The 25868-nt window shown below is 63.5% G+C and carries 24 protein-coding genes; 12 read left to right on the plus strand and 12 right to left on the minus strand.

Annotation, left to right across the window (positions count from 1 at the left end; all coding sequences use genetic code 11):
* Window positions 1-82: 82 nt before the first annotated feature.
* A complete protein-coding gene (gene metR / locus DGA31_RS01190) occupies window positions 83-1000 on the plus strand; it encodes a transcriptional regulator MetR (protein ID WP_056834640.1) in 918 nt (305 codons plus the stop codon).
* Here the strand turns inward: metR and DGA31_RS01195 are convergent.
* From DGA31_RS01195 to DGA31_RS29750, 4 genes are all read right to left on the minus strand, one after another.
* Entirely contained in the window at window positions 984-1397 is a 414-nt protein-coding gene (locus tag DGA31_RS01195) for an NUDIX hydrolase (RefSeq protein ID WP_109511276.1), read from the minus strand. The two genes, metR and DGA31_RS01195, sit on opposite strands and share 17 nt — an antisense overlap.
* Window positions 1394-2482, minus strand: coding sequence for a D-alanine--D-alanine ligase (gene ddlA / locus DGA31_RS01200; RefSeq protein WP_109511277.1), 1089 nt, complete (start codon window positions 2480-2482; stop codon window positions 1394-1396). The genes DGA31_RS01195 and ddlA overlap by 4 nt, the downstream gene beginning before the upstream one ends.
* 149 nt (window positions 2483-2631) lie before the next feature.
* Entirely contained in the window at window positions 2632-2913 is a 282-nt protein-coding gene (locus tag DGA31_RS01205) for a type B 50S ribosomal protein L31 (protein ID WP_056834634.1), read from the minus strand.
* A 77-nt stretch (window positions 2914-2990) separates the two neighbouring features.
* A complete protein-coding gene (locus DGA31_RS29750) occupies window positions 2991-3137 on the minus strand; it encodes a hypothetical protein (protein ID WP_153811664.1) in 147 nt (48 codons plus the stop codon).
* On the opposite strand from DGA31_RS29750, the gene DGA31_RS30115 reads away from it, so the two are divergent.
* Together DGA31_RS30115 and DGA31_RS01215 are read left to right on the plus strand one after the other, a co-directional pair.
* A complete protein-coding gene (locus DGA31_RS30115) occupies window positions 3136-3504 on the plus strand; it encodes a hypothetical protein (protein WP_241509505.1) in 369 nt (122 codons plus the stop codon). The genes DGA31_RS29750 and DGA31_RS30115 overlap by 2 nt on opposite strands.
* A 198-nt stretch (window positions 3505-3702) precedes the next feature.
* Window positions 3703-4857, plus strand: a complete 1155-nt coding sequence (locus tag DGA31_RS01215) for an OpgC domain-containing protein (RefSeq protein ID WP_056834630.1) — start codon at window positions 3703-3705, stop codon at window positions 4855-4857.
* Window positions 4858-4913: 56 nt separating this feature from the next.
* Here DGA31_RS01215 and DGA31_RS01220 read toward each other — a convergent pair whose 3' ends face one another.
* The gene (locus DGA31_RS01220; protein ID WP_109511278.1) at window positions 4914-5807 is read right to left on the minus strand and encodes a LysR substrate-binding domain-containing protein; all 894 of its coding nucleotides are present in this window, start codon (window positions 5805-5807) and stop codon (window positions 4914-4916) included.
* 116 nt (window positions 5808-5923) lie between these two features.
* On the opposite strand from DGA31_RS01220, the gene DGA31_RS01225 reads away from it, so the two are divergent.
* The 4 genes from DGA31_RS01225 (at window position 5924) to DGA31_RS01240 (ending at window position 11159) form a co-directional block, all read left to right on the plus strand.
* Entirely contained in the window at window positions 5924-6529 is a 606-nt protein-coding gene (locus DGA31_RS01225) for a LysE family translocator (protein ID WP_109511279.1), read from the plus strand.
* A gap of 93 nt (window positions 6530-6622) precedes the next feature.
* Complete coding sequence (locus tag DGA31_RS01230) at window positions 6623-9718, plus strand: transglycosylase domain-containing protein (RefSeq protein ID WP_109511280.1); 3096 nt, start codon at window positions 6623-6625, stop codon at window positions 9716-9718.
* A gap of 116 nt (window positions 9719-9834) precedes the next feature.
* Entirely contained in the window at window positions 9835-10383 is a 549-nt protein-coding gene (locus tag DGA31_RS01235; RefSeq protein WP_056834622.1) for a PadR family transcriptional regulator, read from the plus strand.
* The gene (locus DGA31_RS01240) at window positions 10383-11159 is read left to right on the plus strand and encodes a siderophore-interacting protein (RefSeq protein WP_109511281.1); all 777 of its coding nucleotides are present in this window, start codon (window positions 10383-10385) and stop codon (window positions 11157-11159) included. Before DGA31_RS01235 ends, DGA31_RS01240 begins: the two co-directional genes overlap by 1 nt.
* A 26-nt stretch (window positions 11160-11185) precedes the next feature.
* Here DGA31_RS01240 and DGA31_RS01245 read toward each other — a convergent pair whose 3' ends face one another.
* Together DGA31_RS01245 and DGA31_RS01250 are read right to left on the minus strand one after the other, a co-directional pair.
* Complete coding sequence (locus DGA31_RS01245; RefSeq protein ID WP_056834618.1) at window positions 11186-11839, minus strand: Pr6Pr family membrane protein; 654 nt, start codon at window positions 11837-11839, stop codon at window positions 11186-11188.
* Between the two features lie 15 nt (window positions 11840-11854).
* Window positions 11855-12085 carry a VF530 family protein gene (locus tag DGA31_RS01250; protein ID WP_109511282.1) on the minus strand — a complete coding sequence of 77 codons (231 nt, stop codon included), beginning with the start codon at window positions 12083-12085 and terminating at the stop codon, window positions 11855-11857.
* Window positions 12086-12502: 417 nt separating this feature from the next.
* On the opposite strand from DGA31_RS01250, the gene DGA31_RS01255 reads away from it, so the two are divergent.
* On the plus strand, window positions 12503-14914 hold the full coding sequence (locus tag DGA31_RS01255; RefSeq protein WP_109511283.1) for a glucose/quinate/shikimate family membrane-bound PQQ-dependent dehydrogenase: 2412 nt from the start codon (window positions 12503-12505) through the stop codon (window positions 14912-14914).
* A gap of 40 nt (window positions 14915-14954) precedes the next feature.
* On the opposite strand, the gene DGA31_RS01260 is transcribed toward DGA31_RS01255, so the two are convergent.
* From DGA31_RS01260 to DGA31_RS01280, 5 genes are all read right to left on the minus strand, one after another.
* A complete protein-coding gene (locus DGA31_RS01260) occupies window positions 14955-16157 on the minus strand; it encodes a GAF domain-containing sensor histidine kinase (RefSeq protein ID WP_109511284.1) in 1203 nt (400 codons plus the stop codon).
* Between the two features lie 324 nt (window positions 16158-16481).
* Entirely contained in the window at window positions 16482-16910 is a 429-nt protein-coding gene (locus DGA31_RS01265) for a group I truncated hemoglobin (RefSeq protein ID WP_109511285.1), read from the minus strand.
* Window positions 16910-17785, minus strand: coding sequence for a DUF3034 family protein (locus DGA31_RS01270; protein WP_109511286.1), 876 nt, complete (start codon window positions 17783-17785; stop codon window positions 16910-16912). The genes DGA31_RS01265 and DGA31_RS01270 overlap by 1 nt, the downstream gene beginning before the upstream one ends.
* Before the next feature lies 1 nt (window position 17786).
* The gene (locus tag DGA31_RS01275) at window positions 17787-20132 is read right to left on the minus strand and encodes a bifunctional diguanylate cyclase/phosphodiesterase (protein ID WP_109511287.1); all 2346 of its coding nucleotides are present in this window, start codon (window positions 20130-20132) and stop codon (window positions 17787-17789) included.
* On the minus strand, window positions 20132-20803 hold the full coding sequence (locus DGA31_RS01280) for a methylamine utilization protein (RefSeq protein WP_109511288.1): 672 nt from the start codon (window positions 20801-20803) through the stop codon (window positions 20132-20134). Before DGA31_RS01280 ends, DGA31_RS01275 begins: the two co-directional genes overlap by 1 nt.
* Before the next feature lie 266 nt (window positions 20804-21069).
* On the opposite strand from DGA31_RS01280, the gene lon reads away from it, so the two are divergent.
* The 4 genes from lon (at window position 21070) to cmoB (ending at window position 25866) form a co-directional block, all read left to right on the plus strand.
* Complete coding sequence (lon, locus tag DGA31_RS01285) at window positions 21070-23475, plus strand: endopeptidase La (protein ID WP_056834603.1); 2406 nt, start codon at window positions 21070-21072, stop codon at window positions 23473-23475.
* 58 nt (window positions 23476-23533) lie between these two features.
* On the plus strand, window positions 23534-23929 hold the full coding sequence (locus DGA31_RS01290; protein ID WP_056834602.1) for a protease inhibitor I42 family protein: 396 nt from the start codon (window positions 23534-23536) through the stop codon (window positions 23927-23929).
* A gap of 237 nt (window positions 23930-24166) precedes the next feature.
* Window positions 24167-24910, plus strand: coding sequence for a carboxy-S-adenosyl-L-methionine synthase CmoA (cmoA, locus tag DGA31_RS01295; RefSeq protein ID WP_109511289.1), 744 nt, complete (start codon window positions 24167-24169; stop codon window positions 24908-24910).
* Entirely contained in the window at window positions 24907-25866 is a 960-nt protein-coding gene (gene cmoB, locus DGA31_RS01300) for a tRNA 5-methoxyuridine(34)/uridine 5-oxyacetic acid(34) synthase CmoB (protein ID WP_109511290.1), read from the plus strand. The genes cmoA and cmoB overlap by 4 nt, the downstream gene beginning before the upstream one ends.
* The last annotated feature ends 2 nt before the right edge of the window (window positions 25867-25868 follow it).

Here is a 25868-nt window from a genome sequence, read left to right on the forward strand (position 1 = left end):
GTAGAAGTCGACAGCCACTCGAACATGAGACAGACTCACCTGCATTGGATAAATCACAAGTTCTGCTCATGGAGCCTTTGCCGTGCTGGAAATACGTCATCTCAAGACTTTGCATGCCTTGCGCGAGGCCGACAGCCTGGTGGAGGCTGCCGAGCGGCTGCATCTGACCCAGTCGGCGCTGTCGCATCAGTTCAAGGAACTGGAAGAACGCCTGGGCATGACGCTGTTCGTGCGCAAGACCAAGCCGGTACGCTTCACCAGTGCCGGCCTGCGCCTGCTGCAACTGGCCGACTCGCTGCTGCCGCAGTTGCGCAGTGCCGAGCGTGACATGGCGCGCCTGGCCGGCGGCACGGCCGGACGCCTGCACATGGCAATCGAGTGCCACAGTTGTTTTCAGTGGTTGATGCCAACCATCGACCAGTTCCGCGATGCCTGGCCGGAAGTCGAACTGGACCTGTCCTCGGGGTTTTCCTTCGCGCCGCTGCCGGCCCTGGCCCGTGGCGACCTCGACCTGGTGGTGACTTCAGACCCGCTGGACCTGCCGGGGATCACCTACGTGCCGCTGTTCACCTACGAGGCCATGCTGGCGGTGGCCAACCAGCATGCGCTGGCCAGCCGGCCCTACATCGTGCCGGAAGACCTGCTGACCGAAACGCTGATCACCTACCCGGTGGAACGAGATCGCCTGGACGTGTTTACCCGCTTCCTGGAACCGGCCGATGTAGAGCCGGCGCAGGTGCGCACCTCCGAGCTGACGGTGATGATGATGCAACTGGTGGCCAGCGGTCGCGGTGTGTGTGGCCTGCCGCACTGGGCCTTGCACGAATACAGCTCGCGCGGGTACGTGAAAGGCAAGCGCCTGGGCGAAAAAGGCCTGTTTGCGACCCTGCACGCGGCCGTGCGCACCGATATGCTCGATGCGCCGTACATGCGTGATTTTCTGCTGACCGCCAAGGACACCTCCTTTGCCACCCTGGACGGGGTCAGCGCGGTGCGCTAGGCAGGCTCTGCCAGTAGGCCGGCAGGATCACATCGCCGGTCAACGGCGCCAACTCCAGTGCCCTGCAGGCCCGGGCGTCGACCCAGACCGCCTCTTCAATCTCGGCGGCCGGCTGCACCGGGTCATGACAGGCGACGCGGAACAGCTGGCAGCGCACCTCAAAGCCCGGCTCGTTGGCTGCCGGCGCCTTGAACTCGCCCATAAACACTGCCTGGGCCGGATCAATGCGCAAACCCAGCTCCTCTTCCAGCTCCCGCGCCAGCGCCTGCACGGCAGGCTCACCGGCTTCGATCTTGCCGCCCGGTTGCATGAAGGCCCGCGTACCGCGCTTGCGCACCAGCAATGTCTTGTCGTCTGCACCCACCAACAAGGCGGCGGCGATGTCGATCACCTTCACAGCGTGACTTCTCGTTTCAGCAGCAGGGCTTCTTCACCGCGCTCCAGGGCCAGTTCGATCAAGCGGTCGATCAGCCCGGCGTAGGTCAGGCCGTCGGCCTGCCAGAGCTTGGGGTACATGCTGATGGAGGTGAAACCGGGAATGGTGTTGATCTCGTTGATGACGATCGACTGCTCGCTGACAAAGAAATCCACCCGTGACAGGCCTGCACAGCCCAGCACCCGATAGGCCTGCAAGGCCACCTCGCGCACCTGCAAGGCACGCTCGGGCGACAGTTCGGCCGGGATCACGGTGCGTGCCTGGCCATCGTTGAGGTACTTGGTGTCGTAGGCATAGAAATCGTCGTTGGCGATCACCTCGCCACACACACTGGCCTGCGGCTGGCGATTGCCCAGCACCGCGCATTCCACCTCACGGCCGACCATGCCCTGCTCGATCAACACTTTGTGATCGTATTCGAACGCCAGCGCCAGCGCGGCCTGCCAGCCGGCCAGGTCGGCGACCTTGCTGACCCCGACCGAAGACCCCTGGCTGGCGGGCTTGACGAACATCGGCACGCCCAATTGTGCCGCCGCCTGGTCAAAGTCCAGGGTCTGGCCGCGCTCGAGCACCACGAACGGCGCCACGGCGATACCGGCATCGCGCAACAGGCGCTTGGTCACGTCCTTGTCCATGCAGGCGGCAGAACCCAGTACATCCGGGCCCACAAAAGGAATGGCCAGCAAGCGCAGCAGGCCCTGCAAGGCGCCGTCTTCCCCGAAGGCACCATGGATCAATGGAAAGACCACTTCGATGCGCGGCAGGGTCTGGCCGGACTCGACTTCGATGAACTGCCCGCCGGTACTGCCCGGCAACAACGCCAGTTGACGTCCCGAGCCGCTCAGGCTGATGCGCGCAGGGTCGCTGGCATTGAGCAGATAATCGCGTTCATCGAAGCGCAGCCAGCGCCCCAGCTTGTCGACACCGATCAGGGTCAACTCGTAGCGGGCACGGTCGATGGCATTGATGACGTTGCGTGCCGACTGCAGCGACACTTCGTGCTCGCTCGATTGCCCGCCGAAGACGATGGCGACTGATTTTTTCAAAGCGCGGTACTCCTGTTTTTCAGGCCGCGAAGATAAGAGCAATACCGAAGGGAGTCCAGAGGGCGGGCTGTCGCAGCCGGCAAATGCCGGAAAAAAGATGCCGGGCGGTCACCTGGTTCAAGCATGACCGCACGAGCGAGGCGCGGTGATTACTGCGCCACTGGGGTATCCTTGAGCACGGCCGAACCAAAACCGGCAAAACGCTTGTTGAAGCCCGCAATGCGACCTTCGGTGGTGGTCTTGCGCTGCTGGCCGGTGTAGATCGGGTGCGAGGCGCTGGACACATCGAGCGCCACATACGGATAAGTCTGGCCGTCGCTGTGTGCGTGTGTACGCGTCGTATCGACCGTCGAGCCGATCAGGAAGAACACGTCGGCGGCCGTGTCGTGAAACAGCACGGTGCGGTAGGCGGGGTGAATGTCGGGTCTCATGATGGCTCCGGATAGAAGATGATTTGACATGTTATACAGTAACATATCAGTTATTCCAGCCTATTATCAATCTGCCTTCACCTGTCATGACGCGGCTTGATCGAGCCGACACTTGCCGCTAAGGTTTCGCCTGCTATCAGATAGCGGCCAGCCATCTGGCTGCGCTCACCCGGGGGTATCGGGTCGCGGCGCGCAACATCACCTTCATCATCAGGATTGTTCATGCCCGACACCCCTAGCCACTATGACCTTCCCCAGCACGCCTATGCCCGTCTGATCGAGGCGCGCGACTCGCTGCGCCTGCTCGACAGCTACGTGAACAAGACCGATGTGCTGTGCAACCCGTCGATGCTGGTGGGCTACGTGGCCATGCTGCAAAGCGCGCTGCGGGAGGTCATTGCGGCCAGCACCCCGGCCGAGCCGTCAGAGGGCTTCACGCGCAAGGCCGACGAGCCCGGTTTCGCCGCCCTGAACCCCAAGGAGCGTGAGCTGATCCAGCACCTGCGCTGGACCAGCCCGCAGGGGCGCGAGGATGTCTACAGCATGGTCGAGCGCATTCGCCAGATCAAACCCTGGGTCAGGGAGAACTGAGCGGGATCGATCGCTTGCACAGGGCCTGGAGGCCGGGCCAGACGCCTGCGCAGAGACATTCTGTAATAGGGCATTTTTTGCATTTGCCGTAGAATCCGGCCACCCTGCCGCGCCGCAGCGACACTGACTGACGGTAGGCAACCAAGGCCATCACGCGCCGGTCTTTATTTCACCGACTTACTTCAAGAGCCCACCGTTATGACTAACGGCCGCGATTATCGAATCGACTTCTTTCGAGGCCTGGCGCTGATCTTCATTTTCTGGGATCACGTGCCGGACAACCCCCTGGCGCAATCGACCGTGCGCAACTTCGGCTTCAGCGACGCGGCGGAAATCTTCGTCTTCCTGGCCGGCTACGCCTCGATCCTGGCCTATGGTCGCATCTCTCGTCGTGACGGCTGGCTGGTCGCCAGCGTGCGCATCCTCAGGCGCACCTGGGTGCTGTACGTGGTGCACATTTTCCTGCTGACCCTGCTGATGGGCATCGTGTTTGTCGCCAACAACTACGTCGAGACCCGCGACATGATCCAGCAGATGGGCCTGGAGCATTTTGTCGGCAATCCGCAGCAGGCCCTGGCCGATGAGCTGCTGTTGCGCTTCAAGCCCAACCTCACCGATCCGCTGCCGCTGTACATCCTGTTGCTGCTGGCCCTGCCGCTGATCCTGCCGTTGATGCTGCGCAAGGTCGAGCTGGCCGTGGCCCTGTCGATCGCGCTGTACATGATGGTGCCGCTGTACGGCTGGAACCTGCGCGCGTACGAAGGGGGCGGCGTCTGGTACTTCAATCCGGTGGCCTGGCAGCTGGTGTTCATTTTGGGCGGCGCCTGCGCCCTGTACAACGAGCGCCCGCGGGTGGCCGATACCCGGCCCTTGAGCCAGCAGCCACTGTTCGCCCTGGCGGCCGTCTATGTCTTGATCGCCGGCATCCTGACCTTCAGCGAAAAATGGCCGTCCCTGCACGCTGCGCTGGTGGCCAGCCTGCATCTGGAACCGCTCTACCCGATCAGCAAGACCGACCTGGCACCGGTGCGCCTGCTGCACTTTGTGGCGCTGGTGTACGTCACCGCCAGGCTGCTGCCCGTTCACGCCCGCTGGCTGGACAACTGGCCAGCCCGCCAGGCGTGCCTGATGGGCCGCTACTCGCTGGAAATCTTCTGCCTGGGCGTGCTGCTGGCCCCGCTGGCCGACGCCGCCAACGCCCTGGCCGGCGACACCTGGCCGATGCAGGTCTCCACGGCCCTCGCCGGTCTCGGGCTGATGATGCTGATGGCCAACGGGCTGGAACTCAACAAACGACTGGGCGCCGGCAAGGGGGTGGTCGAGTCCACGACGTTGAGGCCGGCTTCGCAATAGTGAGGACAACCACAGGCCAGGCTTTAACGAACCTGGCCTGATTTCATCGTTTCTCCCTACTCGACTGCCGGCACCGCCCCCAGCAGATAATCACGTAACGTGCCTATCTGCCTTGTCTTCAGGCTGCTCTTGAGCCAGACCAGATAATACCCATCGCCCGTGGCCACGGCCTGCTTGAACGGCAGGCGCAATTGACCGTTGCGCAACTCGGCACTCACCAGCAGCCGGTCGGCCACCGACACACCCAGACCTTGCAGAGCGGCGCCAATGCCTTGGTCAAGGGTATCGAACAACTGGCCACGCTCCAGGTTGACTTCATGACGGCCGCGTACGCCTGCCAGCCAGCGGCGCCAGTCACGCCGGTCGGCACTGGGGTGCAGCAGCTCGACGTCATTGAGGGCAGACAGGTCCGGGGCGTCGGACAGGTACTGCGGGTGGCAGACCGGGATCAGCAATTCATCGAAGAGCTTGCAGCTGTCGAGGTCTGACCCGAAATGACCGGGGCCCAGCAGGATGGCGCAGTCATAGGGCTCGGTATAAAGATCGACGCTGTCGATGTCCATCCACACACTGGAAAGCTGCACATGGCAATGAGGATCGATCTGGCGAAAACGGTCGAGGGCCTTGAGCAGCCAGCGCATGGTCAGGGTCGAGGGTGCTTTCAGGCGCAGGCTGTGGCGATCGGTCTTGAGCAAGGCGCAGGCGTTTTCGATGATCTTGAAGCCGGTCTTGAGCTCGGCGGCCAGGTGCCGACCCGGCACGGTCAGGCTCAAGCGCGGGCCATGACGCTCGAACAGCGCGCAATCAAACAGCGATTCAAGGTTCTTGATGTGATGGCTGACCGCACTTTGCGTCACCGACAACTCCTGCGCCGCCTTGCTGAATGAGCTGTGCCGGGCTGCCACTTCAAAGGCGCGCAATGAATACAGCGCAGGGATCCGTTCAGTCATGAGCCTGCCAATGATGAGTAAAGCTCATAGTAGGGCAGAACTTAACCCGTTTTACAATGCACCGGCCCAAGGCAAGAATCAGCGCCCCCACCGACCTTGATCACGGACGCTGCGCCTTGAATACCGCCCTGACCCTGACCTATGCCATCACCGTATTGCTGCTGATCGCCACGCCCGGGCCGGTGGTGGCGCTGGTGGTCAATACCGCCAGCCGCGCCGGCAACCGCCAGGCCGCAGCCACCGCACTGGGCAGTAATGCCGGCTCGCTGGTGCTGATCGGCGTGGCGGCCTGGCTGATCGTCGGCAGTGTCACTCTGGATCCGCGCCTGCTGACGGCACTCAGCCTGCTCGGCTGCCTGTACATTGCCTGGATGGCGTGGGTGCTGTTGCTCGAGCATGCATCCGTCGCGCCCGCTCGGGGCACAGGCCGTGGCGGCTGGCGGCGCGGCTTCATGGTCGGGGTGTGCAACCCCAAGGACATCGTGTTCTTCGTGGCGTTTTTCCCGCAGTTTCTGCACATCACTTCATCCCTGCAGACCAGCCTGGCGGTGTTGTCGCTGATGTGGGTGGTCATTGATCTGTGGGTGCTGGGCATCTGGATCCTGTTCGCCGGCCTGCTGGCCAGGCGCGCGGGCAGCCGCTGGATAAGCCGCTGCTCGGGCGTGGCGTTGCTGCTGATTGCCGTGGCAGGGCTGGTCTACAACCTGCATCAACTGGCGTAGCGGCAGATTGCCTGACAATTTCCACTGCCCTCCCCGGTCAGGGTCTACGCTTGTCTGAAGTGGGTTCAACAGGATGACCGGGGCCAATCGACTATGGGCGTATTACGGCATTCAGAAACCGGGCAAGCGGTGGCGCTTGCCGATCATCAGCAACCTCCTCGACAACCGCCGCCAGGCAAGCACTATGGCTGGCGGGTGTTCTGGGTGCTGGTGGTCATGGGCGGCGTGGGACTGGGTGTGGCCATCGCCATGGAGGCCCGCAGTTCGCGCCTGCAGGCGCAAGAGATTTCGCGCCTGGCGGCCGACCTGACCTGGACACTGCAACCAGGGCCCAGCGACCGGCTCATTTATCCAGGCGAAGGCCCGTTCGACAAACGCCTGGGGTATTCGGCCCTTGAAACCTTTACCCAGCGGTTGCTCAAGCGCGACTACCTGATCAAGGAACAGACACGTTTTTCGCCCGGGTTGATGCGCTACGGCCGCATGGGTTTTTTCGTGCCCTACCAGGAAAAGATCCAGACCGGGCTGACCATCACGGACTGCCGCGCCGCGCCGCTCTACCAGTTCAGCTACCCGCAACAGTTCTATGCCGACTTTGCCGGCATTCCCCCGTTGGTGGTGCAAAGCCTGTTGTTCATCGAGAACCGCAACCTGCTCGACCCCGAACAACCGCTGGCCAACCCGGCCGTGGACTGGCCACGCTTTGTCAAGGCGGCCTGGTCGCAGGTGGCCAAGCGTTTGTCCTTGCCCGGCCAGTCGGCGGGCGGCAGTACCTTGGCCACGCAACTGGAAAAGTACCGGCATTCGCCCGACGGCCTGACCCAGACTGGCGCCGAGAAACTGCGGCAGATGTTTTCCGCCAGTGTGCGGGTCTACCAGAACGGCGAGCAGACACTGCCGGCGCGCCAGCGGGTGGTGCGTGACTACCTCAACAGCGTGCCGCTGTCGGCGGTGCCCGGCCACGGCGAAGTGCACGGCCTGGCCGAAGGCTTGCGGGTCTGGTTCGGCGCCGACTTCGCTCGCACCAACCAGGTGCTGTCGGGCAGCGCCGACACGCCCCAGGCCCTCGACGAAAAAGCCCTGGCCCTGCGAGAAGTGCTGGCGCTGGTGATCGCTCAGCGCCGGCCCTCGCACTACCTGGCCAAGGGCCGTGCCGAACTGGCCGACCTGATCGACAGCCATATCCGCGTGCTGGCCGGTGCCGGCATTCTTGAACAGCCACTGGCCGATGCCGCCCTGGCCCGGCAACTGACCTACCGCGACTGGGAGCAGCAACCCACCTGGCAGCCTATCGAAGGCAACAAGGGCATCAGTGTGGCCCGCAGCCGGTTGTCGAACATGCTTGATCGTCCGTTCTATGACCTGGACCGTCTTGATCTGTCGGCCAGCACCACGTTGCAGGGCGAACTGCAGGACAAGGTCACCCGCTACCTGCACGACCTGGCGGATCCGGCCTTCGCGGCCAGTATCGGGCTGATCGGCGACCGCCTGCTGAGCCCGGCCAGCACCGCCCAGGTGCGCTACAGCTTCACGCTGTTCGAAGGCACCCCGGACGGCTTTCGCGTGCGGGTACAGACCGACAGTACCGACCAGCCCTTCGACATCAACGAAGGCAGCAAACTGGAACTGGGCTCCACCGCCAAGCTGCGGGTGCTGACCACCTACCTGGAAATGATTGCCGAACTGCACCAGCGCTATGGCGACATGAGTGCCAGCGAACTGCGCAAGGTGCCGGTCGAAGAGCCCGACCGGCTGACCCGCTGGGCGGTCGATTACCTGCTCCAGCATCAGGATCGCAACCTGTCGGCCATGCTCGCCGCCGCCCTGGACCGGCGTTACTCGGCCAGCCCCGGCGAAAGTTTCTTCACCGGTGGCGGCCTGCACCGCTTCAACAACTTTCGCAGCCAGGACAACGGTCGGCTGCCGACCCTGCGTGAATCGCTGCGCGAGTCGATCAACCTGCCATTCATTCGCCTGATGCGCGATGTGGTGCGCTACAGCACCTACCAGGCGCCTGGCAACAGTGCCGAACTGCTCAAGGACGACAGCGACCCGCGCCGCCAGCAATACCTGAGCGAGTTTGCCGACCGTGAGGGCCGGGTGTTCCTGCTGCGATTCTGGAAACGCTACAAGGACAAGCCTTCCCAGGCGCGCCTGGAGACCTTCCTGGACGGCATGCGCCCCACCGCCTCACGCCTGGCGGCGGTGCATCGCTACCTGATGCCCAATGCCGACCAGGCCACGTTCAATACCTTTGTGCGCAACCACCTGGCCGATGGCGAAGCGGCCAAGGTCACGAGCAAGCGCCTGGCCGAGCTGTACAAGAACTACGGCCCCGGTGCCTACGACCTGCCGGACCAGGGCTACATTGCCCGGGTCCACCCGCTGGACCTGTGGCTGATCGGCTTTTTGCTGAACAACCCACAGGCGCAGTTCAAGGACGCGGTGGCGGCCAGTGTCCACGAGCGCCAGGAAGTCTACAGCTGGCTGTTCAAGAGCCGGCACAAGGGCGCCCGCGACAGCCGTATCCGCAGCATGATGGAAGTCGAGGCGTTCCTGGACATCGAACAGCGCTGGCAACGCCTGGGGTATCCGTTCGACCATCTGGTGCCATCGCTGGCCACGGCCATCGGCAGCTCCGGCGACCGCCCGGCGGCGCTGGCCGAACTGATCGGGATCATCCAGAACGACGGCATCCGCCTGCCCACGGTGCGCATCGACAACCTGCACTTTGCCGCCGATACACCGTATGAGACCCGCCTGATCATCAACCCCGACCTGGGCAAGCGCGTGCTGCCCTCGGAAGTGGCAAGCGCCATGCGCGAGGCCTTGTCGGAAGTGGTCGATGGCGGCACCGCCAAACGCGTGCAAGGCACCTTCAAGCTGGAGGACGGCAGTGTCCTGGCCATGGGCGGCAAGACCGGTACAGGCGATAACCGCATCCAGAGCGTCGGCACCGGCGGACGCATCCTGCAGTCACGAGCCATCAACCGCACGGCCACCTTCGTGTTCTATCTGGGCGACCATCACTTCGGCACCCTCACCGCCTACGTCCCCGGGCGTGCCGCCGAAGGCTACCGCTTTACCTCCGCCTTGCCCGTGCAAGTGCTCAAGGGCATGGCACCGATCCTGACGCCGTACCTGGAGAATAATGGGCAGGCCATGTGCGGCTCGCCGGCGACCATTTAAATCTGCAAACGAATCAAGGCGTTATTCTCAAACGAGAACAGCTTGCAACAAAACGCTTGCGAATACGTAAAGATATATCTTAAGGTATATCTAAACGTAACCAAGAGAAGCTCCTGATGGGCGATGAATGTCCCACTTCCGAACCTTTTGCCGACAAACGCGGTGGCCGTGAACGCGGCGGGCGCGGCCCCCGGGTGTTTGCGCCGGGCGATCTGAAACTGCTGTTGCTGGACCTGATCGCCGGGCAGCCCTGCCACGGCTATGACCTGATCCGCCAGATCGAAAGCATGTTCGACGGCGCCTACACCCCAAGCCCTGGTGTGATCTACCCGACCCTGACCTTTCTCGAAGAAAGCGAGCTGATCCAGGGCGATGCCGCCGCCGGCAAGAAGCGCTATGCCCTGACCGACACCGGCCGCACCTGGCTGGCCGAACAGGCGGTGGCCATTGACGGAGTGCGCATGCGCATCGAAGTCAGCAAGCGCTCGCTGCGCGGCCATGACCGGCCCCCGGAAATCCACGAGGCGGTGCATAACCTGCGCCATGCCATGCACATGCATCACGGCCGCTGGACCCCCGAGGAAATCCTGCGGGTGCGCAACCTGCTCAATGACACCGCCAAAGCCATTGTCGACGGCTCCTTTTCCCTCTCGGAGAAACCTTGATGAATTCACCGCAATCGATCCATCGCGTCATGCATGAAATCAAACGCCGCAAGCTTGAAGTGCTGCGAGTGACCGACCTGACCCCGCTGATGCGCCGCGTCACCCTGCACGGCGAAGACCTGGCCGGTTTTATCAGCCTGGGCACCGACGATCACGTCAAGCTGCTGTTCCCGCGCACGGCTGAAGAACAGGCCGCGCTGGACAATCCGGGACTGGGCCGCGACAGCGAAGGCCCGCGTCCGGCCATGCGCGACTACACCCCGCGGCGCTTCGATGCGCACAGCAACGAACTGGACATCGACTTTGTGCTGCACGGCGATGGCCCGGCGGCCAGTTGGGCGGCCCAGGTCGAGCCGGGACAGTGGCTGTACATTGCCGGCCCCCGGGGCTCGCTGGTGGTGCCGGACATGTTCGACAGCTATCTGCTGATCGGCGACGAAACCGCCATCCCGGCCATTGCCCGGCGCCTGGAAGAACTGCCGGCCGGTCGCAGCGCACGGGTGCTGATCGAGGTCGCCAGCCTGCAGGAACAACAACCGCTGGCCAGCCAGGCGCAGGTAGAGGTCAGTTGGGTGGTGCGCGGTGAGCAGGACCTGCTCGATGCCATCCGCAACGTGCAGGTGCCCACCGGCAAGCTCTACGCCTGGGTGGCTACAGAAGCTGCACTGTCGCGCAAGGCACGGCGCGTGCTGCTTGACGAACTGGGGCTGGACGACGAATTCGTCAAGGCCGCCGGCTACTGGCGCCTGGATGAGTCAGAAGCCGAAGCGCATTGAGCAGGATCGCGTGATCGCCGGGCTGTTCAGGCGTGCTTCAACAGCCGGTCTGCCGCCAGCACCAGCAGCGCGATCAGCACAAAACCGGCCAGTACCCCACCGGCATTGATCAACGCTGGCATGAAACCGATCGTGCCGACATCGATGAAGGGGTACAGGTAGTCGCCGACGACATGGCCGCGCCACAACACATAGCCGAAGTAGCCGATGGGGTACAGCATCCACAAGAGCACATGGCGCAGGTCCAGCTTCGCCCTGGGCACGCACAGCCCCCAATAGATCACGAACGCCAGCGGCATGATGTCGTGCAACAGTTCGTCGGCAATCCACTGCCAGCCCTGCGGCTGCCATAAATGCCGCAGCAGCAGGTTATAGGCGATGCCCACCAGCGCGATGCTGACGGCAATGCCGCTGCACACCACCGGATGACGAAAGAAGCGCCAGCCCGGCCCGTCACGCCGACTCAGGGCGCACGTCAAGGCCACGGCCACCAGCGTATTGGTCCAGACCGTAAAGAAGCTGAAGAACCGCACCAGTCCGCCCAGCAGGCTGGCGTGATCGGCCCAGCGGCCATAAAAGATCAGGTACTGCTGCACGGCCAGGCCAAACCAGCCCAGGCAGGCCGCAAGCACTATCAGGCGACGCGCCACAGGAGGCGGCGACGAAAGCGTAAGGTTCATGACCCGAAATCCGGCCTAGGCCGGGCGCTTGCTGCGCTGCAGCTTGATGTACAAGGCTTCGACCTTTTCACGGGCCCAGGGGGTCTTGCGCAGGAAGGTCAGGCTCGACTTGATGCTGGGGTCGCTCTTGAAGCAGCGGATATCGATGCGCTCGGCCAGGCCCGACCATTCATAGTGCGCCACCAGCGCTTCGAGGATGCCTTGCAGCGTGACGCCGTGCAGCGGGTCGTTGGAGGGTGTCGTCATGTCTCACCTTGGCGTGGGGCAGCCCTGGAAAGACGGCCGCAAAAGGAGCGCACCTTAGCTGAGCCGGTGCGCGGCGTGAAGCCCGTATTGCCCTGTGCCAGACGCACATCCGGCCGTAGCGGTCCTGAGTGTAGAACGCAAAGCCGGCCCCTAAGGCATCTGAATCGGCCATCCATCCTGTTTTTTCCGCCCCGCCGAAACGTTTTGTTACTGGCGACGTCTGCACAGTGTGCACGCGCCGGCCTGCGGGCCAAGAGTGGCGCCGGCACGCCCTCTGGACGCTCGCACCGGGCGGACTGCCTGACCAATGGCAGTCAGTCACGCGCTTGGGCAGCTAGCGTTCAAGGGCATGACGCCAGACGGTTCAACAATGATGAAGACGGCGTCGTTCACTTAACCTTCACGGAGATTCGCAATATGAGCACTGAAGGTGCTGTTCGCAGCCACCGCCTGCTGCCGAGGCTGCTCGGGGTGGTTGTCCTGCTGATGGGGCTGTTCCTGCTGGCCTACGGGGTCCGGCTGCTGCAACTGGGCGGCTCGACCTATTACATTCTGACCGGCCTGGGCCTGGTGGTGACCGCGATCCTGCTGTTCAAGGGCCATCGCGCAGCGCTGGGTCTGTATGCCTTGATCCTGTTTGCCAGCACGGTCTGGTCGTTATGGGAGGTGGGCCTGGACTGGTGGCAACTGGTGCCACGCCTGGCCCTGTGGTTTGCCCTGGGCCTGGTCATGCTGCTGCCTTGGGTGCGACGCCCGCTGCTGGTCAACGGACCGGCGCGCCTGCACACCGGTGGCCTGGGCATCGCCGTGGCACTGGCGGGCCTTGCGGCGATTGCCAGCCAGTTCACCCATCCGGGGCGCATCGAAGGCCAGCTCGACCGCGAGACCGCCGGCACCACCAACACCGCCCCGGCCATGCCCGACGGTGACTGGCAGTCCTATGGCCGCACCGCCTATGGCGACCGTTATTCGCCCCTGACGCAGATCACGCCAGAAAACGTGCACAAGCTCGAACCGGCCTGGACCTTCCGCACCGGCGATATTCCGGGCCCGGGCGATCCCGGCGAGACCACAGCGGAAAACACGCCGCTGAAGGTCAACGGCATGCTTTATGTCTGCACCCCGCACAGCCAGGTGATTGCCCTGGACCCGGACAGCGGCAAGGAAATCTGGCGCTACGACCCGAAGATCAGCACCCAGAGTGCCAAGGACTTCAAGGGCTGGGCGCACATGACCTGCCGTGGCGTGGCCTACCATGATGAAGCCGCCTACAGCACCAGCCCGGCGACACCGGACACCACAGATACCACAAGCGCCAGTGCCAATGCCTGCCCGCGACGGATCTTTCTGCCCACCGCCGACACCCGCCTGATCGCGCTCAACGCCGACACCGGCAAGGTCTGCGAAGGCTTCGGCAATCAGGGCGCCGTGGACCTGACCACCCACATCGGCAGCTTCGCACCGGGCGGTTACTACTCCACCTCGCCGCCGGCCGTGACCAGGGACCTGGTGGTGATCGGCGGGCATGTCACCGACAACGTCTCGGTCGACGAGCCTTCCGGCGTCATCCGGGCCTATGACGTGCGCACCGGACGCCTGGTGTGGAACTGGGACAGCGGCAACCCGGAACAGACCGAGCCTATTGCGCCCGGCCAGACCTACACCCGCAACTCGCCGAACATGTGGTCGATGTTCAGCGTCGACGAGAACCTCGGCCTGCTGTATCTGCCGATGGGCAACCAGATGCCGGACCAGTGGGGCGGCAACCGCACCGAGGACTCCGAGAAATACAGCGCCGGCCTGGTCGCGCTGGACATCGCCAGCGGCAAGGTACGCTGGCATTACCAGTTCACCCACCATGACCTCTGGGACATGGACGTCGGTGGCCAGCCGACGCTGATGGACATGAAGACCGCTGACGGTCTCAAGCCTGCGGTGCTGGCCTCGACCAAGCAGGGCAGCATCTACGTGCTGGACCGCCGCAACGGTCAGCCCATCGTGCCGATCCATGAAGTGCCGGTGCCGCAAGGCGCGGTCGAAGGTGATCGCACCTCACCGACCCAGCCCAAGTCGGAGCTGAACTTCATGCCGCCGCCGCTGCGCGAGCGCGACATGTGGGGTGTGACGCCGTTCGATCAGTTGCTGTGCCGCATCGACTTCAAGTCTTTGCGCTACGAGGGTCCGTTCACCCCGCCGTCGCTGCAAGGCACGCTGGTGTACCCTGGCAACTTCGGCGTGTTCGACTGGGGCGGTATTTCGGTCGATCCGGTGCGCCAGATCGCCTTCGTCAACCCCAGCTACATGGCGTTCCGGTCCAAGCTGGTGCCGGCCGCCGAAGTCGAGGCCGGTCCTGGTCGCAAGAGCGAAACAGAGGGCGTGCAGCCCAACAAGGGCGCGCCGTACGGGGTGATCCTCGAAGCCTTGCTGTCGCCCATGGGCCTGCCTTGCCAGGCACCGGCCTGGGGTTACGTGGCCGCCGTGGACCTGACCACCCACAAGACCCTGTGGAAGCACAAGAACGGCACGGTGCGCGACAGCTCGCCGGTGCCAATCCCGCTGACCATGGGCGTGCCCAGCCTGGGTGGCACCATCACCACGGCCAGCGGCCTGGGTTTTCTGAGCGGGACGCTGGACCAGTACCTGCGCGCCTACGACCTGCGTAACGGCAAGCAGCTGTGGGAAGGCCGCCTGCCGGCCGGTGCACAGACCACGCCCATGACCTACACCGGCAAGGACGGCCAGCAGTACGTGCTGGTCATGGCCGGGGGGCATGGGTCGCTGGGTACAAAACAAGGGGATTACGTGGTGGCCTACAAGCTGCCCAAATGACCTTGGGCACAAGGTGGCCGGTCGGCCACCTTGTGCGGGTTCACATGATCGCTGCCGGGGTCTGCCTGACCGGAAAGCGCGCTACAAAGCAGGTGCCATGCCGGGCATCGGAGCTGACACTCAGTGTCCCTTCATGGCCCTGCATGATTTGCGCTGCGATATACAGCCCCAACCCCAGCCCTTCACCACGAGCACCGGCCTCGCACCGGGTAAACGGCTGGAACAGCAAGGGCAGCAGAGACTCCGGAATCGGTTCGCCCTGGTTGGCGACCGCCAGCATGACGTCCCCCTCCTCGATCCGCACGACCAGTTCGACAGGCGCTTGCTGTGCGCCGTGGGTCACCGCATTGCCCAACAGGTTGGACAGCAACTGCCCCATGCGAGCGGGGTCGCAATAAATGCCCGTCCCCAATTGCAGGTCGACATTGATGCGGCAGCCCGGATGCGAGGCCAGCACCTCGTCGACCACGGTCCTGAGATAGCCCTGCAGGTCCTCGACCCAGACACGTCGCACGGTGATGCCATCGCCCAGGCGCCCACGGGCGAAATCCAGCACATCTTCGATCAGCGCGCTCATGCGCTGTGAACTCTGGCCAATGGCATGCACCAGCCGCTGCTGACGCTGCCCGACCACCTGGGTCTGCAGCAGGTCGGCGCTCATGCGGATGGCACTCAAGGGCGTGCGCAGGTCATGGCCAAGCACGGCAATGAACTGCTCGCGTAAACGCCCGGCCTCTTCGGCATCCGACAGGGCGTGGGTCTTGAGATCAAGACTGCGCTGCAGGTCCAGGTTGGTGGCGATCAGTTGAGCGAACAGGTTCAGGGTGTCGAGCAAACCGGGGTCCTCGATCTCGGCCGGGGCCGGGTCGATGGCGCACAGTGTGCCAAAGAAATGCCCGTCGGCCTGGATGATGGGGATCGAGATGTAGCTCTCCAGCTTGTAGCCATGTGGCGTGGGGTGCCTGGAGTAGACAGGATGCTGGCTGGCGTGGCCGAACACCACCGGCTGACGGTGCTGGCGTATTTCGTGGCAGATGGTGGAATCGACCACCAGTTGCCCGCCGGGCTTGAGACCGAAATCGAGTGCGTCGTCGACAGCGCAGGCGACCCAGTGACGGTCGGTGACCCGGGCGACGGCGGCGAAGCGCATGCCGGTCATCTGCTTCACCATGCGCAGGATGATCGGCACCGCATCAATGCGGTTGACAGCCCCGATGTCGCTGGAAAACTCTGTTGCGCTCATGGCGGCCGGGTCCAGCTTGAAATGAAGGCTTGATCATACGCGCGCGGCCCGTGGCCGGCCAGTTGGCGGCTGTGCGTCCGGTCACACGACCAGACACCCGATACCGTACGCCCCTTGTAGGAGCGCGCTTGCCGGAATGCCGGACCACCGCGACCGGCTGCGTTAGCAGTCGTAAAATTGTGGCGTTTCGCAGATTTTGAAAGTGTTCACAGCCGTAAATCTGTGGCGTTTCGCAGATTTTACGACTGCTAACGCAGCCGGTCGCGGGCAAGCGCGCCCCTACCTGTCGGGGGTTTGTGATTGACCACGTTGATCATGGTGCAGTTACTTGCCGATTACCTCGCCACGCAGCACCGCCAGGCGGCTGATCAGGCGGTTCTGCACCGGCACCGGAACGTGCTGGGTGTCCATCGACTTGATCAGGCTTTCCACCAGTGCATTGAAGTCGCTGCGCGTCAGGTTCTGGCCCTTGTGCGACTCAGGCAGGCTGTCACCGCCATAGGTGCACGGCCCACCGGCCTCGACGCAGAAATATTCCACCAACCGGTCACGCAGCAACTCGATATGCACCCGCCGAAAGCGATCGACGATGCGTTCGTCCTGCGCGGCATTGAGCAGCATGCCTTCGACAATGCGCTGGATCCCGGCGCGCTGGCCCAGGTCCTGGTACAGGCTGTCGTCACTGGCGGGCTTGTGGGGCTGGGCGCACCCGACCAGCAGCAGGAACATCAGGCACCCGAGCAGACGCTTCATCAGAAGCCTCCCTGCAGAGACAGATAGACGCCGTTCTGGTCTTTCAGCGTCGCGATATCGCCCAGGCGCGCGTAGGCCGCGACCACGGAGAAATGCTTGTTGGGGAACCAGCCGACAAACACATCCGCCCAGTCGCTTTCACCGGCAAATGACAGGTTGTCGGGCTTTTCACGGTACTCCACGCCCACCGCCCAGTTCGGATTGAGCAGCACGGCCACCGAGCCCTCCTTGAGCAGGCTGCGACGGTCACGGCGGTCGCCACCGAAGCCCAGCAGGCCGGTTTCGTTGGCCCGGCTGTAACGCACCCCGCCGTTGAGCAGCAGGTTGTAGCCAAACGCCGCGCCCATGAACAAGCGGCTGGCCGTCAGGTAGCCTTCGACATCGGCATCACGTTTGGCGCCGACAAGGCCGGGAATCAGAAAATCGTTCTGGTGCTTGTATTGCACCCCCAGCGAAACCTGCGGCAGGTCGTCGAAGATCAGGTCGCCGAACAATCGCACCTTCACGCCGAAGATGTCCTGGGTCAGGTTGTCTTCGGGCAGGCTCAGGTCGCGCTGCAAGGTGCCGAGGTCAAGGCGCTGGTGCGCGTAGGAAAACTCGACGCGGTTGCCATACGACACCGTCACCCCGGCGACATCAAGGGTGTAGTCGGGCAAGGTGACGTGGGTGGCCGAGGCCGTCGCGCCCCACTCGCCCTCCTCGCCATAGCCACTGATGACCGCCCACGGGATGATCCCGCCGCCGGCACTGCCCTCGATGCTGCCGGCCCCGCCCGTGGCGACCAGACGACCATTATCGGCCACGACCTGAGGCGCGACGGTCCCGAGCAGGCAACCCAGCAGACAACTTGAAAAACAGGCAATCGGGTAGCGCATATCAATGAACCATCTGGCCGGTGGAGGTAGGACTGCGGGTCATCCAGGCCTCGAACGCGGCCGCGGCGAGCGGGCGGCTGATGAGGTAGCCTTGAGCCGTATCGCAGTGCCAGCGTTCGAGCAGTCGCAGGCTGTGTTCGTACTCGACGCCTTCGGCGACCACCTTGAGTCCCAGGTTGTGGCTCATCTCGATGGTCGAACGGACAATCACCGCGTCCTCGCTGGTTTCATCCAGGTTGCGCACGAATGACTGGTCGATCTTCAACTCCTGCACCGGCAAGCGCTTGAGGTGCGCCAGTGAGGAATACCCGGTGCCGAAATCGTCCACCGACAGGCTGATGCCGCATTCGCGCAGCCGGTTGAGCACCACCAGCGCGCGCGCAGGCTCGCTCATGATTGCGCTTTCGGTGATTTCGAAAATCAATTGCTCGGCCGGCACCTGATGCAGGCGCAGCATCCGGGTGACGTGCCCGACCAGGTCGCCGCCGAGCAGGTCATCGGCCGAGACGTTGACCGACACTTGCACCAGCAGGCTGCGCTGGCGCCACTCAGCCAACTGGCGCACCGCTTCACCGATCACCCAGGTGGTCAGCAACTGGATGCTGCCGGTGCGCTCGGCCAGGACAATGAATTCAGCCGGCGAGACGTTGCCAAATTGCGGATGGTTCCAGCGCAGCAAGGCTTCGGCCTGGCGCACATGCCCTTGGCGAATGTCCAGCTTGGGCTGGTAATGCAGGTGCAGTTCGCCGTTGCCTGGCGCCTTGCGCAAGTCGCGGATCAGGCTGATCTGGCGCTGGTGGGCCAGGTCGCGGCCGTCTTGATAGATGTGCAGGCGTCCCGGCTGATCAGCCGCGTCCTTGCGCGCAATCTGCGCACGGTTGAGCAGCTCTTGCGCAGCATCACCGTGGTCGGGATAGACGGCAATGCCGATGCAGCTTTCCAGGGTAATGTCATGACCCTCGACATGTTGCGGCTCGCTGAGCAGCCGCTGCAATTGATCGCCACGACCCACGGCACTGTCGCTGCCGGTGTGGTCCAGCAACAGCAGAAATTCGTTGGCGGTCAGGCGTGCCACGGTGTCACCGGCATTCAGACCCGACTGCAGGCGCTGGCCCAACTCGCGCAGCAGCAGGTCCACCGCTTCGACACCCACGCTGTCGTGGATGGACCTGAAGTTGTCGATGCCCAGGTACATCAGCGCCACTGGCCGCTGCGCAGCGATCGAGCTGCCCAGGCGCTCCATGACCAGTGCCCGGTTGGGCAGGCCGGTGACCGTGTCGTGCAAGGCATTGTGCGCCAGTTGCTCCTCACGTACGGCAATGCCGTGCTGCATGCTGTTGATCGCATCGGCCAGCATGCCCAGTTCATCCTTGCGCGCCATGCTCACCGGGGTCTGGTAATCACCATCGCCAATACGCTTGGCCGCCAGCGCCAGCGCCCGCACCGGCAGCGACACGCTGCGTGCCAGGGCCAGGGTGCCGATCAGCGAAGCCAGCAAGGCGGCCAGCGAGATCCAGAAAATCTTCTGGTCGAGCGGTACGAAGGCTTGCAGCGCTTTGTCCAGCGGGCTTTGCAACAGCGCCAGTACCTGCCCTTCGCCGGCATTGGCCAACGTCAGGGTCTGGCTGAGAAACTTGAGGTCGGCATGTTCGGTCATGTTCATCTGGCCGCCGGCAGAGTCCTGCATCAAGGCCACCAACCCGGCATGCATGGCCTCGGGCTGGGTGCTGATGAGCTTGCCGGGGCGGCCGTTCTCGATGGTCAGGAACGACACTTCCAGGCCGCTGAGCGCGTGCAGCTCTTCGGCGATGTCACTGTCGATGGTGAAGCCCATCACCACCCGTGCCAGCGGCAGGGGTGCCAGCACCGTGCTTTCGACCAGCAGGTGCGGAATCCCGCCACCGGGCACGATCAGCATTGACTGGTTATTGCGCTTGGCGTTGCGCAGCGCCTGATCGTAGATGAAACGCGAGCCTTCGGGCACTTCGGGCTCGGTGCTGGCGATCACCTTGCCATCCATGCCCAGCAGAAACATGTCGCTGGCATTGATACGCCCGCCATGGTTGAGCAGCACCGAGCGGATGGTCGAAGCTTCGGCACTGGCCACCGCATCGCGAAAGCCGAAGTCGGCTGACAACAATTGCACCGCATCACGCAGCCGCCGGCCGCGCAGGTCGATCAGGCGTTCGAACACCCGGCTGCCGACCTCAAGCTGGGCCTGGGCCTGGCTGCGCACCGCGTCGCTGGTAGCGAACTTGACCGCAATAAACACAGCACTGATCACCACCACCAGCAAGGCGATCAGCACGCCGGCAATCCGGGACTGAAAGCTCAGTCGAAGTTTCATCAATGAGCAGCCTTGTGAAAGGCATCGCCAAAGGCACTCGGGGCCGGGCGTGAGGGCGGGTCTTCAGGCCTGGCCTCGACGGCCAGGTCGAAACGCTTGCTCAGGCCGCCGGCCGCAATCTCGAGATCGCCACCGGCGACCGGTTGCATGTCTTCGCTTTGCGGGGACCAGAGGGTGGCGGTGTAGCGCCCGGGCGGCAGTTGATCGAGCTTGAGCTGACCGTTGGCGTCGGTCACGCCGAACCAGGGGTCGTCGGTGACATAGATATAGCCCACCATCCAGTCATGGATGTTGCACCCCAGCACCACCAGGCCCGGCTTGTCGAACTGCACCGGCTCCGACGGCGTCTTTTCATAAAGCCGCAACTCGAAACGCTTGGGCTGCGAAAAGGAATAGACCTGATGGCGAATGTCATCGCTGTTGGGGAAAGACACCTGCGTGCCGGTGCGCACGGCCAGTACCCGTGGCACGAATTCCTGGTTGCGCTGGTCCATGTCGGCCTTGAGCGTGCCGGCCGGCACTGCCCCGCCGCCCTTGAGGGTCAGCACGGCATTGGCCAGTGGCTGGCCCTGTTGATCGAACAGTTGGGCATTCAGGCTCGCAGCACCTGCGCTTGCCGTAAACAAAGCGTACAGCCCCGCCAGGAGCGCACGAGAAAAAACGTTGGTCATACTGAACGTATCCACAACGGCCAATGCCGGAAAGTTAAGCCAACCCTGGCACGATGTGTCTGGCCTGCAGGTTAACGCTGCAACCTGGGCAAGGGAATGCGTCAGATAAGGCATTTTGCCATCATTTGATCCTGACCGACGAATGGCATTTGCCTGTGCGGCGCAGCCGGCCTGTTTCATCCCTATGACACGCTATCGACTGCGGCCATTGAAACCTGAGCGCGCTTGCCCCATCTAAGCTGCATGTTCAATCTCCCAGGTGCACCATGAGCGACCAGCCGAACGATTCACACGACGACGCCACCGAATACGAAGTCAACCTCGGCTCAGGCACCTCGCTGACACTGCCCGGACAGAACCTGCCGGACAAGGTCTACATCATCCCGATTCACAATCGCCCGTTTTTTCCGGCGCAAGTGCTGCCGGTCATCGTCAATGAAGAGCCCTGGGCCGAGACCCTGGAGCTGGTCAGCAAGTCGGACCATCATTCGCTGGCGCTGTTTTTCATGGACACCCCGCAGGAAGACCCGCGCCACTTCAATACCAAGGCCCTGCCGGAGTATGGCACGCTGGTAAAAGTCCACCACGCCAGCCGTGAAAACGGGCGCTTGCAGTTCGTGGCCCAAGGCTTGTCGCGGGTGCGGATCAAGACCTGGCTCAAGCATCACCGCCCGCCTTACATGGTCGAAGTCGAGTATCCGCAGACCTCCAATGACCCGACCGACGAGGTCAAGGCCTACGGCATGGCCCTGATCAATGCGATCAAGGAGCTGCTGCCGCTCAACCCGCTGTACACCGAAGAGCTGAAAAACTACCTCAACCGCTTCAGCCCCAACGACCCCTCCCCCCTGACCGACTTTGCCGCCGCACTGACCTCGGCCAGCGGCGTGGACCTGCAAGGCGTGCTCGATTGCGTGCCGATCCTGCGACGCATGGAAAAAGTCCTGCCCATGCTGCGCAAGGAAGTTGAAGTCGCGCGCTTGCAGAAAGAGATTTCGGCCGAGGTCAACCGCAAGATCGGCGAGCACCAGCGCCAGTTCTTTCTCAAGGAACAGCTCAAGGTCATTCAGCAGGAGCTGGGCCTGAGCAAGGATGATCGCAGCGCCGACATCGAGCAGTTCGAGCAGCGCCTGGAAGGCAAGACCCTGCCCGCCCAGGCACAAAAGAAAATCGATGAAGAACTGAACAAGCTCAAGATCCTGGAAACCGGCTCACCCGAGTACGCCGTGACCCGCAATTACCTGGACTGGGCCAGCTCGATCCCGTGGGGCGTCACTGGCGCCGACAAGCTTGACCTCAAGCATGCCCGCAAGGTGCTCGACCAGCATCACGCCGGGCTTGACGACATCAAGTCGCGCATCCTCGAATTCCTCGCCATCGGCGCCTACAAGGGCGAGATCGCCGGTTCCATCGTGCTGCTGGTCGGCCCGCCGGGCGTGGGCAAGACCAGCATCGGCCGCTCCATCGCCGAATCGCTGGGCCGGCCGTTCTATCGCTTCAGTGTCGGTGGCATGCGCGATGAAGCCGAGATCAAGGGTCACCGCCGCACCTACATCGGCGCCCAGCCAGGCAAGCTGGTGCAGGCGCTCAAGGACGTCGAGGTGATGAACCCGGTGATCATGCTCGACGAGATCGACAAGATGGGCCAGAGCTACCAGGGCGACCCGGCCTCGGCGCTGCTGGAAACCCTGGACCCGGAACAGAACGTCGAATTTCTCGACCACTACCTGGACCTGCGCCTGGACCTGTCCAAGGTGTTGTTCATCTGCACGGCCAACACCCTGGACTCGATCCCGGGCCCGTTGATCGACCGGATGGAAGTGATCCGCCTGGCCGGCTACATCACCGAAGAAAAACTGGCCATCGCCAAGCGTCACCTGTGGCCCAAGCAGCTGCAGAAGGCCGGCGTGGCCAAGAGCAGCCTTTCGATCAGCGATGCCGCCCTGCGCGCGGTGATCGAAGGGTATGCCCGTGAGTCCGGCGTACGGCAACTGGAAAAGCAACTGGGCAAGGTGGTGCGCAAATCGGTGGTCAAGTTGCTGGAGACGCCGGACGCGGTCATCAAGATCGGTCCCAAGGACCTGGAGGCCTTGCTCGGCATGCCGGTGTTTCGCAGCGAGCAGGTGCTGTCTGGCACCGGTGTCATCACCGGCCTGGCCTGGACCAGCATGGGCGGTGCGACCCTGCCGATCGAGGCCACGCGTATCCATACCCAGAACCGCGGCTTCAAGCTCACCGGCCAGTTGGGTGAGGTCATGAAGGAATCAGCTGAAATCGCCTACAGCTATGTCAGCTCCAACCTGTCGAAGTTTGGCGGCGATGCCAGTTTCTTCGATGAGGCCTTCGTGCACCTGCATGTGCCTGAAGGCGCCACGCCCAAGGACGGCCCGAGCGCCGGCATCACCATGGCCAGCGCCCTGTTGTCGCTGGCGCGTAACCAGGCGCCGAAAAAGGGCGTGGCCATGACCGGCGAACTGACCCTGACCGGGCATGTCCTGCCCATTGGCGGGGTACGGGAAAAGGTCATTGCCGCGCGCCGGCAGAAAATCAACGAACTGATCCTGCCGGAACCGAACCGGGGCAATTTCGAGGAACTGCCGGAATACCTCAAGGAGGGCCTGACCGTGCACTTCGCCAAGCGCTTCAGTGATGTAGCCAAAGTGTTGTTCTGATCCGTGCGGGCAAGATCGGTTATCCTGCCGCCTTGTCTTGCCCAAAACGGACCTTGCCATGACCTCAGCCCGACTGCTCGCGCCCATCAGCCTTGTCTTGTTGACCGCGTGTGCACACACCCCGGACGCCATCGTCTCGCTGGACGATCAAGGCGACTGCCCGCTGGCGCTGACCCGCGGGCAGACGCTGATCCTGTCGTTGCCCAGCAACCCCAGCACCGGCTTTCGCTGGCAGGTGCGCGAACCGGCAGCCGGTATCCTGCGCAGCCTGGGGCCGGAGGTGTACAACGCCGACAAGGGTGCAGAGGTGGTGGTCGGCAGCGGCGGTCAGTCGGTGTGGCGCTACAAGGCGACAGAGGCCGGCACCGCGCGCCTGCGGCTTGAGTACAAGCAACCCTGGGAGCCTGAAGCGGCGCCCCAGGGCACCTTCGAATGCCTGGTCAGGGTGATATAGGCTCTGTACGTAAAGTGGCTGCGCTCGGCCATGCGGCGTTAAAAATCGATTCGCAATGCTGATTGACACGTGTCAACTGCGCTTACTCGCCGCTTTTTGCCTTGCCTGACCTTCGCTCACCGACTTTTCGTACAGAGCCCAGGCAGGCGACTGGTCAGCCTGATGGCACAGGCCCATGCATCCGGCCCGCAACTTGGCTAGAATGCCGGCCTTTGCACACCTTGCGCCGGAATCGCCGTGAACCAGCCACCCGATCGCCTCTTTTCCCAGCCCCTGCCCCAGGTGCCCGACTTCGCCTTCAACGAAGACGTGGTGCGGGTCTTCCCGGACATGATCAAACGCTCGGTGCCCGGCTATCCGGCCATCGTTGAAAACCTTGGCGTGATCGCCGCGCATTTCGCCCGCCCCGACAGCGTGCTCTACGACCTGGGCTGTTCGCTGGGGGCCGTGACCCAGGCCTTGCGCCGTCATGTACGCCAGGATGGCTGCCGGGTGATTGCCGTGGACAACTCTTCGGCGATGGTCGGGCGTTGCCGCGAGTACCTGAATGCCCAGAATTCGATGTTCCAGGAGCTGCTGCCGGTCGAGGTCATCGAAGCCGATATTCTTCAGTTGCCTTGGCAGCCGGCCTCAGTGGTAGCGCTCAACTTCACCTTGCAGTTCATCGCCCCCGAGCAGCGCCTGGCGCTGCTGAGCCGCATCCGCCAGACCCTGGTGCCCGGTGGCGCGCTGATCCTGTCGGAAAAGCTGCGTTTCAACGACCCCGACGAGCAGGCGCTGTTGACCGAGCTGCACCTGGACTTCAAGCGCGCCAACGGCTACAGCGAACTGGAAATTGCCCAGAAGCGCAGTGCCATCGAAAACGTCATGAAACCCGACAGCCTCGAAGAACACCGCCAGCGCCTGCGCGAAGCCGGTTTTTCACGCGTGGTGCTGTGGTTCCAATGCATTAACTTTGCCTCGTTGATAGCCCTGCCATGATCGATCTCGCTCCACTGGTTCGCCGCCTGGCGAACACTCCCCTGGCCACATGGGCCGACAGCCTGCAAGTCCAGCTCGACACCAAGATGGCCAAGGGGCATGGCGACCTTGAGCGCTGGAGTGCAGCCTTGCAGGCGCTGCCGGCGCTGATGCCCAGCCATGTCGACCTGCGCGACGGCTTTACCCTGGACGTGGACTGCGATGAACAGACCCGCGCCCAGGTGCACAGCGCCTTGATGGGGCTGTCGCCATGGCGCAAGGGACCGTTCGATGTGTTCGGTGTGCACATCGACACCGAATGGCGCTCGGACTGGAAGTGGTCGCGCGTGGCGCCCCACCTGAACCTGGCCGGCAAGCGCGTGCTGGATGTTGGCTGCGGCAATGGCTATTACCAATGGCGCATGCTGGGTGCCGGGGCTGACAGCGTGATCGGCATCGACCCCAACTGGCTGTTCTTCTGCCAGTTTCAGGCCATGCAGCGCTACCTGCCGGATCTGCCGGCCTGGCACTTGCCCTTTGCCCTGGAAGATCTGCCGGCGGGGCTGGAAGGCTTCGACACCGTGTTTTCCATGGGCGTGCTCTACCACCGCAAATCGCCCATCGACCATTTGCTGGCCCTGAAGGACTGCCTGCTCAAGGGTGGCGAACTGGTACTGGAAACCCTGGTGGTACCGGGCGATGTCCAGCAGGTGCTGGTGCCGGAAGACCGCTACGCGCAGATGCGCAACGTCTGGTTCCTGCCCTCGGTGGCGGCGCTGGAACTGTGGATGCGCCGGGCAGGCTTCGTCGACGTGCGTTGCGTAGACGTCAGCATCACCAGCGTCCAGGAGCAGCGCAGCACCGACTGGATGCGCTATCAGTCGCTGGGCGACTTCCTCGACCCCGATGACCACAGCCGCACCGTCGAAGGCCTGCCGGCCCCGATGCGCGCCGTGGTGATCGGCCGCAAGCCCTGACA

Origin of the sequence: Pseudomonas ovata, assembly GCF_003131185.1 — a bacterium.
GTDB classification, from domain to species: Bacteria; Pseudomonadota; Gammaproteobacteria; order Pseudomonadales; family Pseudomonadaceae; genus Aquipseudomonas; species Aquipseudomonas ovata.